Annotated in this window: 16 protein-coding genes and 1 riboswitch; of the genes, 5 read left to right on the top strand and 11 right to left on the bottom strand. The window is 69.9% G+C overall.

Features of this window, described 5'->3' with window-relative positions; all coding sequences use genetic code 11:
• Window positions 1–308: 308 nt before the first annotated feature.
• A complete protein-coding gene (locus tag ABGB21_RS32520) occupies window positions 309–1,349 on the top strand; it encodes a glycoside hydrolase family 11 protein (protein ID WP_347654572.1) in 1,041 nt (346 codons plus the stop codon).
• 213 nt (window positions 1,350–1,562) lie between these two features.
• Window positions 1,563–1,782: riboswitch (cobalamin riboswitch) on the top strand.
• A 114-nt stretch (window positions 1,783–1,896) separates the two neighbouring features.
• Window positions 1,897–4,149, top strand: a complete 2,253-nt coding sequence (gene metE / locus ABGB21_RS32525; protein WP_347654571.1) for a 5-methyltetrahydropteroyltriglutamate--homocysteine S-methyltransferase — start codon at window positions 1,897–1,899, stop codon at window positions 4,147–4,149.
• Between the two features lie 57 nt (window positions 4,150–4,206).
• Here the strand turns inward: metE and ABGB21_RS32530 are convergent, their stop codons facing one another.
• Together ABGB21_RS32530 and ABGB21_RS32535 are read right to left on the bottom strand one after the other, a co-directional pair.
• Window positions 4,207–4,686 carry a hypothetical protein gene (locus ABGB21_RS32530; RefSeq protein WP_347681089.1) on the bottom strand — a complete coding sequence of 160 codons (480 nt, stop codon included), beginning with the start codon at window positions 4,684–4,686 and terminating at the stop codon, window positions 4,207–4,209.
• A 120-nt stretch (window positions 4,687–4,806) separates the two neighbouring features.
• On the bottom strand, window positions 4,807–5,814 hold the full coding sequence (locus ABGB21_RS32535; protein ID WP_347654569.1) for a zinc-binding alcohol dehydrogenase family protein: 1,008 nt from the start codon (window positions 5,812–5,814) through the stop codon (window positions 4,807–4,809).
• Window positions 5,815–5,888: 74 nt separating this feature from the next.
• Between ABGB21_RS32535 and ABGB21_RS32540 the strand changes: the two genes are divergently transcribed.
• Window positions 5,889–6,242: a helix-turn-helix domain-containing protein gene (locus tag ABGB21_RS32540; protein WP_347654568.1), complete on the top strand. Its 354-nt coding sequence runs from the start codon at window positions 5,889–5,891 to the stop codon at window positions 6,240–6,242.
• On the opposite strand, the gene ABGB21_RS32545 is transcribed toward ABGB21_RS32540, so the two are convergent.
• The gene (locus ABGB21_RS32545) at window positions 6,232–7,644 is read right to left on the bottom strand and encodes an MFS transporter (RefSeq protein ID WP_347681091.1); all 1,413 of its coding nucleotides are present in this window, start codon (window positions 7,642–7,644) and stop codon (window positions 6,232–6,234) included. The genes ABGB21_RS32540 and ABGB21_RS32545 overlap by 11 nt on opposite strands.
• Before the next feature lie 79 nt (window positions 7,645–7,723).
• Between ABGB21_RS32545 and ABGB21_RS32550 the strand changes: the two genes are divergently transcribed.
• Together ABGB21_RS32550 and ABGB21_RS32555 are read left to right on the top strand one after the other, a co-directional pair.
• The gene (locus tag ABGB21_RS32550) at window positions 7,724–8,344 is read left to right on the top strand and encodes an ABATE domain-containing protein (RefSeq protein WP_347681093.1); all 621 of its coding nucleotides are present in this window, start codon (window positions 7,724–7,726) and stop codon (window positions 8,342–8,344) included.
• A 116-nt stretch (window positions 8,345–8,460) separates the two neighbouring features.
• Complete coding sequence (locus tag ABGB21_RS32555) at window positions 8,461–9,090, top strand: hypothetical protein (protein WP_347681095.1); 630 nt, start codon at window positions 8,461–8,463, stop codon at window positions 9,088–9,090.
• An 83-nt stretch (window positions 9,091–9,173) separates the two neighbouring features.
• On the opposite strand, the gene ABGB21_RS32560 is transcribed toward ABGB21_RS32555, so the two are convergent.
• The 8 genes from ABGB21_RS32560 to pstC form a co-directional block, all read right to left on the bottom strand.
• Window positions 9,174–10,706 carry a non-reducing end alpha-L-arabinofuranosidase family hydrolase gene (locus ABGB21_RS32560; RefSeq protein ID WP_347654564.1) on the bottom strand — a complete coding sequence of 511 codons (1,533 nt, stop codon included), beginning with the start codon at window positions 10,704–10,706 and terminating at the stop codon, window positions 9,174–9,176.
• Between the two features lie 503 nt (window positions 10,707–11,209).
• On the bottom strand, window positions 11,210–13,027 hold the full coding sequence (locus ABGB21_RS32565; RefSeq protein WP_347654563.1) for a carbohydrate-binding domain-containing protein: 1,818 nt from the start codon (window positions 13,025–13,027) through the stop codon (window positions 11,210–11,212).
• 103 nt (window positions 13,028–13,130) lie between these two features.
• Window positions 13,131–13,406 carry a hypothetical protein gene (locus ABGB21_RS32570; protein ID WP_347654562.1) on the bottom strand — a complete coding sequence of 92 codons (276 nt, stop codon included), beginning with the start codon at window positions 13,404–13,406 and terminating at the stop codon, window positions 13,131–13,133.
• A 382-nt stretch (window positions 13,407–13,788) separates the two neighbouring features.
• Window positions 13,789–14,151 (bottom strand): metalloregulator ArsR/SmtB family transcription factor, encoded by a 363-nt coding sequence (locus tag ABGB21_RS32575; RefSeq protein WP_347654561.1) that lies wholly within the window; start codon window positions 14,149–14,151, stop codon window positions 13,789–13,791.
• A 66-nt stretch (window positions 14,152–14,217) separates the two neighbouring features.
• On the bottom strand, window positions 14,218–14,997 hold the full coding sequence (locus ABGB21_RS32580) for a response regulator transcription factor (RefSeq protein WP_347654560.1): 780 nt from the start codon (window positions 14,995–14,997) through the stop codon (window positions 14,218–14,220).
• Window positions 14,997–15,893 carry a phosphate ABC transporter ATP-binding protein PstB gene (gene pstB, locus ABGB21_RS32585; protein ID WP_347681097.1) on the bottom strand — a complete coding sequence of 299 codons (897 nt, stop codon included), beginning with the start codon at window positions 15,891–15,893 and terminating at the stop codon, window positions 14,997–14,999. Before pstB ends, ABGB21_RS32580 begins: the two co-directional genes overlap by 1 nt.
• A 5-nt stretch (window positions 15,894–15,898) precedes the next feature.
• Complete coding sequence (gene pstA, locus ABGB21_RS32590) at window positions 15,899–16,828, bottom strand: phosphate ABC transporter permease PstA (RefSeq protein WP_347654558.1); 930 nt, start codon at window positions 16,826–16,828, stop codon at window positions 15,899–15,901.
• Entirely contained in the window at window positions 16,825–17,766 is a 942-nt protein-coding gene (gene pstC, locus ABGB21_RS32595; RefSeq protein WP_347654557.1) for a phosphate ABC transporter permease subunit PstC, read from the bottom strand. The genes pstA and pstC overlap by 4 nt, the downstream gene beginning before the upstream one ends.
• Window position 17,767: the final 1 nt, after the last annotated feature.

The raw sequence follows: 17,767 nt of genomic DNA on the forward strand, positions 1-17,767 counted from the left end.
GACTGCTGACCAGGTCAGCTGCCACTCAGGACAAATTCCGAGGCCAGGGCCGGGTTTCCACAACGTTTCCGATAGTTGTTGACAAGGCAACGAGGCGAAGCCAATACTGTCGCCATCGACGGCTCTCAATCACCGCCGATACCACCCACCGCGACCTACTCCTCCGGTCGTCGAGCAGGGCGACCGGCCCCACCACCACCGCGCGGTACGACGCCGACATCCGGCGGTCGCCCCGGCCACCGGCAGCCCCTCGGCGGGTCGCCCGCGCTGCTGGCCCCGGCCAGCCGTCACGAGGAGGAAGGCAGTACATGAACGCACCCCCCGTCCAGTCCAGCGGACGCAGACGCGGACGCCTCAGGATGCTCATCGGCAGTGCCTGCGCCATCGCGCTGGTCACCGCCGGCATGACCACGCTCGTGAGCAGCCCCGCCCAGGCCGAGGCCGACCGGCAGGTCTGCTCGAACACCACCGGCAACCACAACGGGTTCTACTTCTCGTTCTGGAAAGACAGCGGCGACGCCTGCATGGTGCTGCGCGAGAACGGCCGGTACTCCAGCTCGTGGAGCAGGAGCACCAACAACTGGGTCGGCGGCAAGGGCTGGGCCACCGGTAGCCGCCGGACGGTCAGCTACTCGGGCACCTACAACCCGGGTAACAACAACACCTACCTCGCCCTGTACGGATGGACGCGGAACCCGCTCATCGAGTACTACGTCGTCGAGAACTTCGGCAACTACAACCCGAGCAGCGGCGCCCAGCAGTTCGGCACGGTGACCACCGACGGCGGCACCTACAACATCCTGCGCAGCCAGCGGGTCAACCAGCCGTCGATCGACGGCACCGCCACGTTCTACCAGTTCTGGAGCGTCCGCCAGTCGAAGCGGAGCAGTGGCACCATCACCCTCGCCAACCACTTCGACGCCTGGGCCCGCGCCGGCCTGAACCTCGGCAGCAGCTGGGCCTACCAGGTCATGGCGACCGAGGGCTACCAGAGCCAGGGAAGCTCCGACATCACCGTCCGCGAGGGCAGCGGCGGCGGCAACCCCAACCCGAACCCGACCACCACGCCGCCCGGCAACGGTGGCGGTAGCTGCTCGGTCAGCGTGAGCCGCGCCGAGGACTGGAGCGACCGGTTCAACACGACCTTCTCGGTCAGCGGCACCAACAACTGGGTCGTCACCATCCGCACCAACGGCGGCCAGAGCCTGCAGAACAGCTGGAACGCGTCGATCAGCGGCACCAGCGGCACGCTCACCGCACGCCCGAACGGCAACGGCAACAACTTCGGCATCACGCTCTACAAGAACGGCAACAACACCACACCAACGGCGACCTGCGCGTCCGGCTGACCTGACGCGTGCGGTGGGGTGCCGACGACAACCGGCACCCCACCCACCAGCGGTGGACCACGGTCATCCGGCGGAACCCTCCCTCACGGGACAACGGTTCCGCCGGATGACCGTTGTCTTCGGCGCGGTTCACCGACCTCGGTGCGGTTCACCGACCTCGGTGCGGTTCACCGACCTCGGTGCGGTTCACCGACTCCGGTACGGCGACGACGTACGATGCTCGACAGTGCTGGTTCGCCCCGTCTTCCGAGTCGGGGCGTCGTAAGAGGGAACCCGGTGCGAGTCCGGGACTGCCCCGCAGCGGTGAGTGGGAACGACCGCCGTCATCGAGCACTGGACCCCGTACGGGGTCTGGGAAGCGACGGCCAGTAGGAGACCGGTACGCCGGTCGCGCCCACGAGTCCGAAGACCTGCCCGCACCGCGTACACCGAGGGTGTGCGCCGCCGACGGCCTCTCGGGAGGGCCAGGGCGGAAGCGCGCCTGGCGTGCCCTTCCCCCGTGCCCGTGCCGAGCGACCGTCGGGCACTTCGAGGGAGGGAATCCTTTGTGACCACCGGATTCGGACAGAGCACCGTGCTCGGCTACCCGCGCATCGGCGGGAACCGCGAACTCAAGAGAGCCGTCGAGGCGTACTGGGCGGGCCGGATCGACGCCGCCGCGCTGGAGCGCACCGCGGCCGGGCTGCGTGCCGAGGTCTGGCAGACGCTGCGTGACGCGCGCCTCGACTCGATCCCGTCCAACACGTTCTCCTACTACGACCACGTGCTCGACACCGCGGTGGCGGTCGGCGCGGTGCCGGACCGGTTCGCCCGGCTCGGACTGGGCGAGCTGGACACGTACTTCGCGATGGCTCGTGGGGTGGCGGCCGAGCCGGCGCTGGAGCTGACCAAGTGGTTCGACACGAACTACCACTACCTCGTGCCGGAGATCGGCCCGGAGACCGTCTTCGCGGCGAACCCGGCAAAGGCGCTGGCCGAGTACGCCGAAGCCCGGGAGCTGGGAATACGAACCCGGCCCGTACTGGTCGGGCCGGCCACGTTCCTGCTGCTCGCCAAGCCCACCGCCCCGGACGGTGACCCGTTCGACCGGCTCGACGACCTGGTCGGGACGTACGCCGAGATCCTGCGGGTGCTGGCCGGGGCCGGCGTCGAGTGGGTGCAGCTCGACGAGCCCGGCTACGTCGCCGACCGCAGCCCGGCCGAGATCAGCGCGCTGCGCGACGCCTACACCCGACTCTGCGCCGCGCCACACCGACCGAAGATCTTCGTCGCCAGCTACTTCGGCGAACTCGGCGACGCGTTGCCCGCCCTGCTCGACACGCCGGTCGAGGCGATCGGCCTGGACCTGGTCGCCGGCGGCCCCGGCAACCTGACCAGGCTCGCCGGTGCCGGCCCGCTGCGCGGCCGGACGATCGTCGCCGGACTCGTCGACGGCCGCAACATCTGGCGTACCGACCTGCGGGCCGCGATCACCGCCGGCGCTGTCGTCACCGGACTCGCCGACCACGTCGCCGTCGCCACCTCGTGCTCGCTGCTGCACGTGCCGGTGGACCTCGCCACCGAGACGGCACTCGACCCCGACCTGCGCCGGCGACTCGCCTTCGCCCGGCAGAAGGTCGACGAGGTGGTGCTGCTCAGCCGCGCGCTGCGCGACGGCACCACCCTGCTGCCCGAGCCGCTGCCGGCCGTTCCGGCCGAATGGCGCGACAACACGGTACGGTCGCGGCTGGCCACCCTGACCCCGGCGGACCGGCGACGTGGCCCGTACCCGGAGCGGGCTGCCGCCCAGCAGGCCCGGCTCGCGCTGCCGCCGCTGCCGACCACCACCATCGGCTCGTTTCCGCAGACCGACGAGTTGCGTCGGGCCCGCGCCGAGTTCCGGGCCGGCCGGCTCGACGAGGCCGGTTACCGCCAGCGGATGCGTACCGAGGTCGAACAGGTGATCCGGCTGCAGGAACGGCTGGGCCTGGACGTGCTGGTACACGGCGAGCCGGAACGCAACGACATGGTCCAGTACTTCGGCGAGCAACTGGCCGGGTTCGCCGCCACCGAGCACGGTTGGGTGCAGTCGTACGGCTCGCGCTGCGTCCGCCCGCCGATCATCCACGCCGACGTGGCCCGCCGGGCTCCGATGACGGTCGAGTGGTCCCGGTACGCCCAGTCGTTGACCGAGCAGCCGGTCAAGGGCATGCTCACCGGCCCGGTCACCATCCTGGCCTGGTCGTTCGTCCGTACCGACCAGCCGCTCGCCGACACCGCCGACCAGGTCGCCCTCGCCCTGCGCGACGAGTGTCACGACCTCGAGGCCGCCGGAATCGGGGTGATCCAGGTCGACGAGCCCGCGCTGCGGGAGACGCTGCCGCTGCGGGCTGCGGACCAGAAGGCGTACCTGGACTGGGCGGTCGGCGCGTTCCGGCTGGCCACCAGCGGTGTCGCCGACGACACGCAGATCCACACCCACCTCTGCTACAGCGAGTTCGGGGAGGTCATCACCGCCATCGACGCCCTGGACGCGGACGTCACCAGCATCGAGGCGTCCCGGTCGAAGATGGAGGTGCTCGACGACCTGGCGGCGGTCGGCTACTCCCGGGGCGTGGGTCCGGGCGTCTGGGACATTCACTCACCGCGGGTGCCGTCGCCCGACGAGGTGGTCGACGCCCTACGCCGGGCGGTCGCCGCCGTGCCCGCGCAGCGACTGTGGGTGAACCCGGACTGCGGCCTCAAGACCCGTGGTTATCCCGAGGTCGAGGCGTCACTGCGACACCTGGTCGCCGCCGCACGCGAGGTACGCGCCGGTTGAGGCGTCGGGTGGGGGCATCGCCGCGCGGTGCCCCCACCCGGCCTTTCGGCGTGGGGCTCACATCATGTAGGTGAGACTCGCCCAGAAGACGAGGACGGAGGCGGCGAGCAGGCCACCGAGGGTGCTGCCCATGAAGGCGAGTGCCGGGGCGGTCCGGAGCCGGGTCCGCGCCACCAGGTAGACGCCGACGGCTCCGATGAAGGCGATGACCGCGAGGTAGAGCACCAGCAGGAAACTGGCGGTGACCACGGCCGCCGCGCCGACGGCGGCCAGCACCGCCCGCCGTCGGCCGAGGTCACGCTGCAGGACCAGGTAGGCGAGCGCGCTGCTGGACAGGGCGACAACGCCCAGCACGGCGGGCAGCGCCAGGTGGGCGAGATAGATCATGAGCGCGAAGAGCACCGCGACGGCCGCCGTCGCACCGGCGGCGGCCCACCCCGCCCGCCGCCGGCCGAGGTCACGCAGCAGACCCAGGTAGGCGACGGCGCCGGCGAAGAGGGCGGTGCCGCCGACAAGGATCACGAGGGACGAGTCCACGGTCTTCCTTCGGCCGGGCGGAGGTTCGTCGGACACCCGGATGGTACGTCGCATCGACCACCACGGTTGCCCGACGACACTCGTCCGGGGGATTCGGCGGGTGACGCCCGGCGCCGGCGGTCAGAAGCCGGCGAGGACCACCTTGCCGATCGTCGTGGAGCTTTCCAGCAGTTCGTGCGCGTGACGCAGGTTCGCCGCGTCGATCGGGCCGAGCTGTGTGGTCAGCGTGGTCCGGATCCGCCCCTCGTCGACCAGTCGCGCCACCTGCTCCAGCAGGTCGTGCTGGGTCGGGTCGGTGGGCAGGAACAGCGGTCGGGTGAACATGAACTCCCAGTGCCAGCCGATGCTCTTGGCCTTGAGCGGTAGCAGTTCCAGGCCCGCCGGCTCGTCGAGGGCGACGATGTGGCCCCGGGGACGGACGATCTCGGCGTACCGCTCGATGTTGCCGGCGGTGAACGGGCTGATCAGGTAGTCCACCCCGGCCGGGGCGACGGCGCGGACCGACTCGACCAGGTCCCGGTGGTCGGCCACGTGGTGCGCGCCGAGGTCGGTGGCCCACTGCCGGGACTCGGGCCGGGACGCGGTGGCGACCACGGTCAGGTCGGTGAGGGTACGGGCGAGCTGGATCGCCATCGATCCGACGCCGCCGGCCCCGCCGAGCACCAGCAGGGTGCCGGTGCTCTGTCTGGTCAGGGCGAACGAGTCGAACAGCGCCTCCCAGGCGGTGATCGCGGTCAGCGGGATCGCCGCCGCCTCGGCGAAGCTGAGGCTCGTCGGCTTGTGCCCCACCACGTGCTCGTCGACGGCGTGGAAGCGGGAGTTGCTGCCCGGTCGGCCGATCGAGCCGGCGTAGTAGACCTCGTCGCCGACCCGGAACCGGGTGACCTCGGACCCGACCGCCACCACCACACCGGCGGCGTCGTAGCCGAGCACCTTGATCTCGTCGCCCGCCGGGGCGACGTTGGCCCGGACCTTGGTGTCGACCGGGTTCACCGACACCGCCTCGACCCGGACCAGCAGGTCGTGCGGGCCGGGTACGGGCACCGGGAGCTCGGTGTCGACGAGACTCTCCGGATCGTTCACAGGAAGGCTGCGGCGGTAGCCGACCGCCGGCATCAGTTCGGTCATACCCGCACGGTATGCCCCGATTGGTGGTTACCGTCAAGGGACAGTAGTTCCCAACGGGTAGTACGGTGGTGGACATGCCCGAGACCTGCGGACCCCGCGACGTGTACGCCGCCGCCTGCCCCTGCCGGGACATGCTCGACCTGCTCGCCAACAAGTGGAGCGCGCTCGCCCTCGGCGCGTTGGAGGAGGGTCCGCGCCGGTTCGGCGCCATCCGGGACCGGCTGGAGGGGATCAGTCCGAAGGTCCTCACCCAGACGCTACGCCGCCTGGAGCAGCACGGTCTGGTCGAACGCACCGTCTATCCGGCGGTCCCGTTGCACGTCGAGTACGCCCTCACCCCGCTCGGCCGGGACGCCTGCGAACCCCTGACCCGGCTGCGGGTGTGGGTGGAGCAGAACATCCACCGCTTCCCCGCCGTCACCGGCTGACCGGGCTGCGGGCGTCCGTCCCGACAGAACGTGGTCCGACGGCCGGTGGCCGCACTGTCCGCCGCCGGCCGGGCCCCCGCTCCTCGACCGACGCCCCGGGCCGACCGCCACCGGCAGGTCCGACGCCGGCGTCTCCACCGGCAGGTCCGACGCCGACGCTGATGCCGGCGTCGACGCTGATGCCGGCGTCGACGCTGATGCCGGCGTCGACGTCGGCAGCGTCGGACCCGGCCCGGTGAGGGGCGGCGGGTCGGACGAGTCGTTCACCGAGAGCCAGCGCCAGGGCGACGGCGCCGATCAGCGCGCCGATCAGCACCGTGCTGGCCACGCCGTGCCTCGGCAGCGCGAGGCCACCGACAAAGGCGCCACCGGTGATGCCGACGTTGACCGCCGCGGAGACCGTGGCGGCGGCGAGGTCGGAGCGCCCGGGTGCCACCTGCAGCACAAGACCGCCGAGCGTGGCGGTGAAGGCGGCGAACGCCAGCCCGGCGAGCGCTATCAGGCCCACGGCGACCGCCGGTGTCTGACCGAACGTGTAGAGCCCGAGGAGCGCCGCCGACTGCACCGCCACGGTCGCGGTCAGGGCGAGCCACGGGTTGCGGTCCACCGCTGCGCCGATGACCAGGATGCCGAGCACGCTGGCGATGCCGCGCGCCAACAGGATGGCCCCGATCGACGAGGCGGAGAACCCGCTCACCTCGGTGACGAACAGGGCGACATAGGTGTAGGCGGCGATGGCACCGGCGGTCGCCAGCACGGCCACCGTCACCAGCAACCAGAATCGACGGACGTCGGGGGTCGCTCCTCGGGCGGCGTGGCCCTCCTCCGGCCGTCCCGAGGGCAGCAGCGACGCCACCGTGACCAGCACGACCGCACCGAGTCCGGCCACCGCCAGGTACGACGCCCGCCAACCGGCCCGCTCACCCAGCCAGGTGCCGGCCGGAACGCCCAGGGTGAGCGCGACGGTGCCCCCGGCGAACACGACCGAGACCACCCGCCCGCGCAGTCCGGGTCGGAACAGTTCGGCGGCGGCCGGCACGACCACCGCCCAGAACAACGCGTGCGTCGCGGCGGTCGCCATCCTGGCCACCAGCATCAGTGTGAACGTGTCCGCGAAGACCGTGACCGCGTTGCTGACCACAAAGCCGGCCAGGAGCGCCGAGAGCAGCCATCGACGTGGGACCCGCCGGACCAGCGCGGTCAACGGGACCGAGGCGACCATGACCACCGCGCCGTACACGGTGACCAGCATGCCCACCTGAGACGGTGGCACCGCCAGGTCGCCGGCCATCGGCAGCAGCAACCCGATCGGCAGCGCCTCGGCGGTGGTGTAGAGGAACGTCCCGGCGGACAGGCCGATCAGTGCCCCCACCGCCCGCCAGCGCGGACCCGACCCTGCCATAGTTACCCCCTAAATCGCTTACGATGGCAACATCGTAGTGACGCCCTCCGATCCGGGGCAACTGGTAAAGTGAGTTTTGATGGAAACAGTCGGGGACGTCAGACGGATGCGCCTGGTGGGCGGCAACCCCGCCCTGGACTTCGTCAACACCCGCAGCGGACCGCCTGACGGCCCACCGGACGACGACACGCTCACCGGCTACCCCGAGTTGGTCGCCTGGGGCCGGTACGCGGGCGTCCTCGACACCACAGCCGCAGCGACGCTGGACCGACTGGCCGGCGAGGATCCCGACGCCGCCCAGGCCGTCTTCGCGCGGTCGCTGCGCACCCGCGACCTCCTCGACGAGATCTTCCGGGCACTGGCCGCCGACGGGAACCCGAGCACCTCCGCACTGGCCCGACTACGGGACGACGAAGCGGACGCGCTCGCGCACGCAGAACTCGACCCGGGAACCCCGTACGCCTGGACCTGGCACGACGACCGGACGCTGGTCCGACCGCTACGCCCGGTGGTGCACGCGGCGGTCCAACTCCTCACCACCGGCACCCTGGACCGGATCAAGGGATGCGGCGGCTGCCGCTTCGTCTTCGTCGACGAGAGCAAGAACCGTAGCCGCCGCTGGTGCAGCATGGACGACTGCGGAACCGCCGAGAAGATCCGGCGCTACGTCGCCGCACGGCGCACGCGTACCACCCGGTGAGCACGGGTCCCGCCAGCGCGCCGAGTCGACCCTCCCCACGCATCCGCGACGCGATGCGAAGTCGGATGATTCGCATTAATCAGCTGATTGGATAATTAGCTCCATAGCATGACCATATGCACAGAGCCGATCCGGAGCCGGAGCGGCCCGACGGCCAGCGGGAGCGTGTGGAGGAGACCGTCCGCCCGCACCGCGAGCCGCCCGCACCGATGCCCCTGCGCCGCGCGATCACCAGTGCCGTCGGCCCGCTGCTCGTCGCGCTGGTCATCGGGACCGGGTTCGTCGCCGCCTATGTCGGCGCCCTGCACCACCCCAGGCCGAAGGACGTGCCGGTCGGCGTGGTGCGCGGCGAGCAGGTCGCAGCGGGCCTGTTGGCCGCCGTACGGACCCAGGGCCGGGAGCTCAAGGCAGTCGAGTACCACAGCCACGCCGACGCCGACCGGGCCCTGGACCGACGTGACGTCTACGCGGTGCTGGCCGGCCAGACGAGAACGCCCGGCCTGACCCTGACCACCGCCAGCGCCGCCGCACCGCTGGCCGGTGAGTTGATCACGCGCACCCTGACGATCGCGGCAGAACGCACCCAGGTGCCGCTCACCGTGACCGACGCCGTACCCGTCGACCCTGACGACCCCCGGGGCGTGGTGCCGTTCTACCTGGCAGTCGGCCTGGTCATCGGCGGTTATTTCGGTGGCATCGCCCTCAGCGGTCAGGCCCTCGGCCCGCCCCGGACCGCCCCGGACTGAGCCGGGCCGAGCCCGGGCTGGCGGGCTCGGCCTGCGCCGAGCCCGCCGCTCCGGTTGCCCCCGTGCCGGACTCCGTCACACCATCAGCGCTGCAGCGTCAACAGCCCTGGCCGGTACGGCAGCAGCCCGTAGTCACCGCCGGAGTTGGGGGACCGTCCCTGGTAGAGCAGCTGCAGGTTGCACGGGTCGACGGTCATGGTCTGGTCGGCGTTGCTGCGGATCAGTTCGCCGTGGCTGATGTCGTTGGTCCAGGTCGCGCCGCTGTTGGCCTTGCCGGCGAAGGGGTTGCTCTCGGACGCGGCCTGCGGCGTCCACGAACCGCCCAGGCTGGTGGCCGTGAACGAACGGAAGTAGCGCCCGTTCGCGCCGATCGCCTCGACCAGCATGAGGTACCGGTTCTGGCCCTGGAGCTTGTAGACCTGAACACCCTCGAACAGGTTGTTTGTCGAGTCGGTCATGATCGTCGTGTAGTTGGAGCCGAAACTGCCCGGGAAGTTCCCGATGGGCATGCTGGCCCGGTAGATCCGACCGTTGTCCCCGGCGAAGAACAGGTACATGTTCTGGTCGTCACCGATCAACGCCTGGTCGATCGGCCCGGTACCCGAGTTGGAGATACTGCCGGTGAAGAGCGTCTGGTGCGCCGACCAACTGTTCACGTTGGTCGGGTTGGTCGAGGTCCGGTACGAGAAGGCCGGCCCACCCCACTGGTACGCGAGCACCCAGACGTTGCGCGGGGCGAAGTAGAACAGCGACGGCGCGACAGCGGCGAACGGCATCTGGTTCTGGCTGGCCGAACCCATCTGGTTCCAGTTCGAGAACAGGCCGAAGTTCATCGACCCCCACGTCGTACCCGTGTCGTGCGTCGTCGCGTAGACCAACTGCTGACCGTTGTACGGGGCGTGGGTGAAGTCCTTCAACGACACCCACCCCGACCTCGGCTGCGCCAACGCACCCGTCGACGACCAACGGTAGGTCGACGGCAGGTCACACGTGCCGGTCGGCGGTGGCGTCGTCGGTGGCGTGGTCGGGTTGCCCCCGCCGTCGACACGGACGAGTTGCCACTGCTGGTTACTGCCGTTCCAGTCGTCGTACTGCACGATGTTCCCGCCGTCGGCGGTCGAGGCGCCCTGCACCTCCACCACCCGGTTGCTGTTCCGGTTGATCAGCCGGACGTAGCCAACGTCGGAGTCGGCCAGCCGGAACTGCTGGTTCGCCCCGTTGGTGTCGGCCCACTGCACGATGCTGGCGCCGTTGGCGGTCGACCAGTTGTATACGTCCAGCACCTTGCCGGACAGCCGCGACTTCAACCGGTAGTAGCCGCCGCCGGAGTCGACGAACTGCCACTGCTGCTGGTTGCCGTTGTTCCGCGCCCACTGCACGATCCGCGCGCCGTCGTTCGTGGCCAGGTTGTACACGTCCAGCGCCTTGCCACTGTTGCGGTTGACCAGCACGTACCACGCGCTGGTATCGACCGTGGCCGCGGCGGCCGGGGTCGACACCACCGCTGCGGCCGCGCCGGCGACCACCACCGTCATCAGGCCGGCGGCGGCGAACCGCCGCCACCCGCGTCGCCGTGGCGGCGAGGTGATGGACGGAGACCTATCGAGGGCAGACATGATCCTCCTCCAGACCGGGAACCGAACCGCCTGGCCGGAGACGGGCGTACCGGGACGCACGGCCAGGCGCGTGCATCCGAAGTGTTAGCGCTAACAAAGCGTCCGCCACGCCCGGGACGCACGCCTGATCCACGGTCCGGCGATCCGGGCTCGCCCGGTGAGCAACCGGAATCGCCGTCCTTGACCATCGACTGTGAGCGATAACATGTCGTTCGTCAAGTCGTAACTTTCAACGTCGATCCACCGCTGACGCACCACGGCTCGGGACGCGCCCACCCCTCCCGTGGTCATCGAGCGGTCCGCCAGCGATCCGCCGACCCAGATGCGGCGTCGATCGCCGAGCCAGCCGTGTTGTTGGCGCTAACATCGACGTACGCATAATCGGGCCGCCCGCTCGACGGACCGGCGCGGTCGTCGTGGTCGCCGACATCACCGGTGGAGCCCGGTACCAGTTGGTACCGGGCTCCACCGGGGCGCCGCGATCGGGAAACGGGGTTACCCGGTCAGGTCGCGGTGCAGGTCAGCGTCGGGACGGTGTTGCTGCCGTTCCAGGTGCCGAGGAATCCGAACGTGGTGCTGGCCCCGGCGCCGAGTGCGCCGTTGAAGGAGACGTTGGTCGCGGTCACCGCCGAACCACTGGCGCTGATGGTCGCGTTCCAGGACTGGCTGATCGTCTGGCCGTTGGCAAAGCTCCAGGTCACCCGCCAACCGTTGATCGCGGACGAGCCGGCGGTGACCCGTACGTCACCCTGGAAGCCGCCCTGCCACTGGCCGGCGACGGAGTAGGTCGCCGTGCAACCGCCGGCGCCCGGCGGCGGGGTCGTCGGGTTCGGCGGCGGCGCGGTCGGATTCGGGGGTGGGGTGGTGGGTGCTGGCGTGGTCGGTGGCGGCCAGCCGGGTCCGCCGGGCGGCCAGCCGATGAGGCCGCCACGGTACTGCCCGGCGGTGACGGTCATGAGTCGGGTGGCTCCCGCGATGCTGCCCCCGCTGGTGGCCATGCCGCCGATCGTCGAGCCGGAGAGGCTGCCGCCCAGGTAGACCTCGTAGGTCTGCCCGTGCTGGATCCGGTTGGAGGAGAAGACCACCTCCCGGAAGTTCTTCGGGGCGCGGTAGGAGGCGAGCACCTGGCCGCCGGAGACCAGGTGGAGCAGGGCATTGGCCGGCTGGCCGCTGGACAGCTGGGGGGCCACCCAGCCCTGACCCGAGGTCGGCGGCAGGCTCAGCACCGCCATCGAGGTCGATCCCGCCCCGAGCACCGTGCCGCCGGTGAAGTGGACCGGACCGTTCGAGTCGATCGCACCCTCGCCGGGGCTGCCGGTGCTCGGCCCGCTGACCACGACCGTGCCACCGGCGAAGGTCACCGAGCCGTTCGAGTCGATGCCGTCGATGGTGGAGTTGACCACGGTCGTCCCGCCGGTGAAGCGGACGAACGCGTTCGGCGCCACGTCGAAGTCGCCGTACCCGTCCTCGGCGGCGTTGATCGCGTCGTCCCGGGCGGTGACGTTGACGGTGCCTCCGCCGATGGTGACCTGCCGGCTCTCGATCCCCTCCAGGGAGTTGGTGACGGTGACGCTGCCGCCGGAGATGTTGACGGTGTTCTCGCCCTTGACGGCGTCGTCACCCGCGTTCACCCGCACGGTGCCGTTCGTGATGGCTAGCCGGCCCCGGTCGACCTCGGTGTCGTCGGACTTGATGCCGTCGCCGCCGGCGGTCACGTCGACGCTTCCCCCGGCGATGTCGAGGAAGTCCTTGCCCCGGATGCCGTCGTCGGCCGCGTTCACCGTGATCGTCCCCGACTCGATGACCAGCCCGTCCTTGCTGGTGATGCCGTCGTACGCGTTGCCCCGTACGGCCAGCGCCCCGGTTCCCGTGATCCGCAGGTCGGCGGTGCTGAACAGGGCGGCGTTCGGTTCGTCCGTGCTCGGGTCCGGATAGACGTAGCTGGCCGCGTCGGTGAGTCGGCTGGTGGTGCCGGCGGCGAGTGTGATCACGACCTGGTCGGCGTCGGCGACCTGCAGCGGCGCGTTGCTGGAGTTGGTGATGGTGGCGCCGTTGAGGATCAGTTCGACGGTGCCTGAGGCGGAGGTGTCGACGGTCAGGTAGCCGTCGTTGAGGGTGCCGGTGATCTCGTAGGTGCCTGGCGCGGTGATGGTCACGACCCGCCCGGCGATGCTGACGTCGGCGCTGGGGCTGGTGGCAGTGGCGCCGGTCAGCGTGATCGGAACGGTCGCCTGCGCGCTGGCCGACGCCTCCAGCGGACCGGCGATCAAAACGGTCGCGAGCCCGACGGGGAGGATGGCTCTCAGTGGGATGTGTTTCATGGGCCTGTCCTGACTCGGATGGATGGGACGGAACACACGCGCGAACACATTGACAATCATAGATGTATTTTCGCTGCGGGATCCCACGAACAGCAAAGTCGTGTCAGGGGTACGGGCCGAGGTACGCGCCAATGACCTTGCCGATCTTGAGTACCGGACTCGTGAAAGGGATCCATGCCTTTGCGGCACTCGCGCGGGTCGCGGCGAGTTCGGGAAAGGCTTCCTTCCACCGCTCACGTAGCCGGGGTGGCAGCCACAGGTCGGGCCAGAACCACAGCAGCAGGTCCGCGTTGAGCCAGGTGTTCAGGTCGCCAACCGTGACGGCTTCGGTGAGTACGACCTTGTACATGCCTGGCCAGCCATCCGGAGCCTCGGCCACGACGCAGGGCCTCCGGTCACCGCAGGAACGGTAGATCGGATGATCCGCGCCCGCCTATCGGCTCATTGAGGCCCCGACATCGCAGCTTCGCGGGGCAGCCTGTCACCACTCACCGAAGGGATCCGAAGATTCGGAGGGCTCGCTGGCACGCAAGTCCGGCCGAGGCCGTTGCGAGTCGATGGGGGCGTTCAGGGCGGTCGGACGTGCCTGGCAACCGCCTGACGTGCTGCCGTCGGTGCGTCGCTCCCACCGGGGAAGGGGCGCAGACCCTCGGCCGCTTCGCGATGGGTGGCTGGCGGAACTGCTGGACGGGTGGAGGCTTTGACCAGTGGTTCTAGGCGGACACCGATGCCATCCACGGTCGGCGGGTGTCGCCTGCTGGTTAGACGGCGGCTGGTTGCAGGAACTGGGGACCCGGCAGCAGGTGCCGGACCGGTTCGAGCTGGCTGGGGTTGAGTGAGTACCAGGCCCAGCTGCCGCGCTTGTCCCGTTGCAGGACTCCGGCGTCGACGAGGATCTTGAGGTGGTGGCTGATCGCGGGTTGGGTCATGTCGAATGGTGCGGTGAGGTCGCAGACGCAGGCCTCGCCGGTTGCCTCGATGATCGACAGGATTTGCAGTCGGGTGGGGTCGGAGAGGGCTTTGAGGAGTCGGGCGATCTGTTCGGCGTCCGCGCGGGCCAGGGGTGGGCGGATGGGGTCGGGTAGGCAGGTGTGCGGTGGTGTGGCCTGGTCAGCGGCGGGCATGGGGCGAGTGTAGGAACCGTCCAACGCCGGTGGAGTGACCGCCGAGTGAACAGAGAATGACGCTGATCATGTCTTGCGGCCGGGGGCGTCGAGGCGGTAGCCGAGGCCCCGGACGGAGACGATGATCTTCGGGTCGCGGAGGTCGTCGCCGAGGCGGGTGCGGAGGCGGCGGATGTGGACGTTGAGGGTGTTGGAGGCCTCGTCGTCGCGGCTCCACACGAGTTGGTTGATCTGGGCGCGGGTGACGACCCGTCCGGCGTGCAGCATGAGCAGGTGCAGGAGTTGGAACTCGCGCATGGGTAGGTCGACGCGCCGGCCGTGGAAACGGACCTCGACGGCGGCGGGGTCGAGACGTAGGGCACCGACCTGCATCGGTGCGTGGAAGTCAGCGGCGGTGTCGGGGGATATCGCACGGAGGATGGGCAGGATGTCGCCGATGCGGTAGGGGCGGGGGACGCAGGCGGTGGCGCCGTTGGCGAGGGCGAGGCTGGCTTCGGGGCCGTCGTGTTCGCCGACGCCGACGAGGGTGGGGATGCAGCTGCGGCTGTGTAGGGCGCGGGCGATGGCGGAGCCTCGCATGGGTGGGACGTCGGCGGCGGTGAGGACGGCGTCGGGCAGCAGAGCACCGGCTTGCAATAGGGCGTCGGCCGGGTCGTCGGTGCAGACGACGTCGATCTGCCGGTCCTGCAGGGCGGCGGCAACCGTTTTGGCCGCGGTGACGTCGGGGTCGACGATGAGAAGCAGGAATCGGGCCCGGACGGTGCGGGGAGCCAGCGGCCGACAGGCGGGTGGGTTCTCGGTCTGGGACTGCACGGGGGTGCCGTGGCTGTCGTGGGTCACGGGCATCAGCCGAACCGTCCGGTGATGTAGTCCTCGGTACGCTTCTCCGCCGGATTGGTGAAGATCTTGTTGGTGTCGTCGTACTCGACGAGGCGGCCGTGCCGGACGCCGGCGGGGTCGACCTCGGCGGTGAAGAACGCGGTGCGGTGGGAGACCCGGGCGGCCTGCTGCATGTTGTGGGTGACGATGACGATGGTGTAGCTGCGGGACAGTTCGTGCATCAGGTCTTCGATCTTGCCGGTGGCGATCGGGTCGAGCGCGGAGCAGGGTTCGTCCATAAGGATGACCTCGGGGCGTACGGCGATGGTGCGGGCGATGCACAGGCGTTGCTGCTGTCCGCCGGACAGGGCGAGGGCGGAGGTCTTCAGCTTGTCTTTGACCTCGTCCCACAGGGCGGCGCTGGTCAGGGCCTGCTGGACCAGGGCGTCCATGTCGGGGACTCGCCAGCCGAGGATCCGGGGACCGTAGGCGATGTTGTCGTAGATCGACTTGGGGAATGGGTTCGGCTTCTGGAATACCATGCCGATGAGCCGGCGTACGTCGATCGGGTTGACGTCGCGGGCGTAGAGGTCCTGGCCGTGGTAGGCGATGCGGCCGGCGACGCGGGCGCCGGGGATGAGGTCGTTCATCCGGTTCAGGGAGCGGAGCACGGTTGACTTGCCGCAGCCTGACGGGCCGATCAGGGCGGTGATCTCGTTGCGGCCGATGGTCATGTCGACGCCGCGGACGGCCTGGTAGTCGCCGTAGGAGACGGAGACGCCCTGCAGTTGCAGTACGGGTTCGCTGTTGGCGCGTTCGCGCTGGCTCGGGTTGGGGATGGTCAGGGTGACGGGCCCTGCCGCCGGCCGGGTGTTCACCGTGGTGTCGTTCATGTCGGGGTCCTTCGGGTCGTGGCTGCTCATCGCGGCTACCAGCGCTTCTGGAACCGGTTGCGGATTCCGATCGCGGCGGAGTTCATCAGCAGGAGGATGACCAGCAGCAGCACGATGGCGGCGGCGGCGAGTTCCTGGAACTCGGCCTGCGGTTCCTTGATCAGGTTGTAGATCTGGATCGGCAGGGTGGTGTAGCTGGACAGCAGGCTGTCGGGGTTGAAGCGGATGAAGGTGACGGCGCCGAGCAGGATCAGCGGGGCGGCCTCCCCGAGGGCGCGAGACAGGGCGAGGATCGCTCCGGTCGCCATGCCCGGCACGCCGGCGGGCAGGACCTGGCGCCAGATGGTCTGCCATCGGGTGGCGCCGAGGGCGTAGGAGGCGTGCCGGATCGATTGTGGTACCGCCCGCAGCGCCTCCCGCGAGGCGATGATCACGGTCGGGAGCACGAGCAGCGACAGGACGATCGCGGCGGTGATGACGGTGAAGCCGAGGCCGATGACGCGGGCGATGAGGCCGAGGCCGAGGATGCCGAACACGATCGACGGCACGCCGGCGAGGTTCTGGATGTTGAGCTCCAGCAGCCGGTTGTACCAGCGGGTGTTGTCGGCGTACTCCTCCAGGTAGATCGCGGAGGCGATCCCGACCGGCAGGCAGATCAGCGCGGTCAGGCCGATCACCCACAGGGTGCCGGTGATCGCGGACTGCACGCCGGCCTGCGCGGCGCGGGAGGCCCGGCCGGTGGGCATGTTCTCCCAGAGCCGTGCGTCGAGCCGGTGCCAGCCCTTGTAGAGGGCGAAGGTGATCAGTGCGATCAGGAACGCGAACGCGACCAGCAGGCAGAACTGCAGGGCGAGTTTGAACAGGACTTCGGCGGGACGGTTCTGGCGGCTGGTCAGGGCGGCGTGGACCCGGGCGACGTCGTCGCCGACGGCAGCGGGCGTGCCGGTGGTGGTTGTGGTGCTCACTCGTACACCTCCCGGAAGCGGCGAACCAGCCGGATGGAGATCGCGTTGAGCACGAACGTGAACGCGAACAGGGTGGCGCCGACGGCGAAGATGGTCAGGTAGTCCAGCGAGTCGACCGGCAGGTCGCCCTGACCGGCGCCAGCGATGTAGCCGGTCATCGTCGCCGCTCCCTCGGTCGGGGAGGCGGGGATCCCGGCGGTTTTCAGACCGGCGGCGATGGTGACGATCATCGTCTCCCCGAGGGCCCGGGAGACCCCGAGCACGATCGCGGCGACGATCCCGGACAGCGCGGCCGGTACGACCACCCGGGTGGCGACCTGCATCTTCGTCGAGGCGAGGGCGTAGGCGCCCTCCCGCAGCGCGTGCGGCACCGCGCTCATCGCGTCCTCGGAGAGGCTGGCCACGGTGGGCACGATCATGATGCCCATGGCGATTCCGGCGACCAGGAGGTTCTGGAACTCCGGTTTCGTGGCGCCGGGCCACAGCTCCACCAGGCCGGGGTTGAGGAAGGTGAGGGCGAAGAACCCGTACACCACCGTCGGGATGCCGGCGAGAATCTCCAGGATCGGCTTGAGTAGCCTGCGGGTGCCCGGGCGGGCGTACTCGGACAGGTAGATCGCGGCACCGAGCCCGAGTGGTACGGCGATCAGCGTGGCGATCGCGGTCACCCACAGGGTGGCGACCAGCAGCGGGGCCACGCCGTAGTTCTTGTCGGCGAACAGCGCGGTCCACTGCGTGTTGGTGAAGAACTCGACGATGCTGACCTCGCCGAAGAACTCCACCGTCGGCACCGCGAGGGAGATCACGATCCCGATGGTGGTGGCGATCGACACGACCGCCGCGATCACCAGCAGGGCTTCGATGATCCGCTCGCCGACTCGGCGGCGCCCCCGCCGCACGGCGGCGGCGGGGACGTTGGAACCGGACAGGATGGACACT

Source organism: Plantactinospora sp. B24E8, from assembly GCF_039871735.1.
Taxonomy (GTDB): Bacteria; Actinomycetota; Actinomycetes; order Mycobacteriales; family Micromonosporaceae; genus Plantactinospora.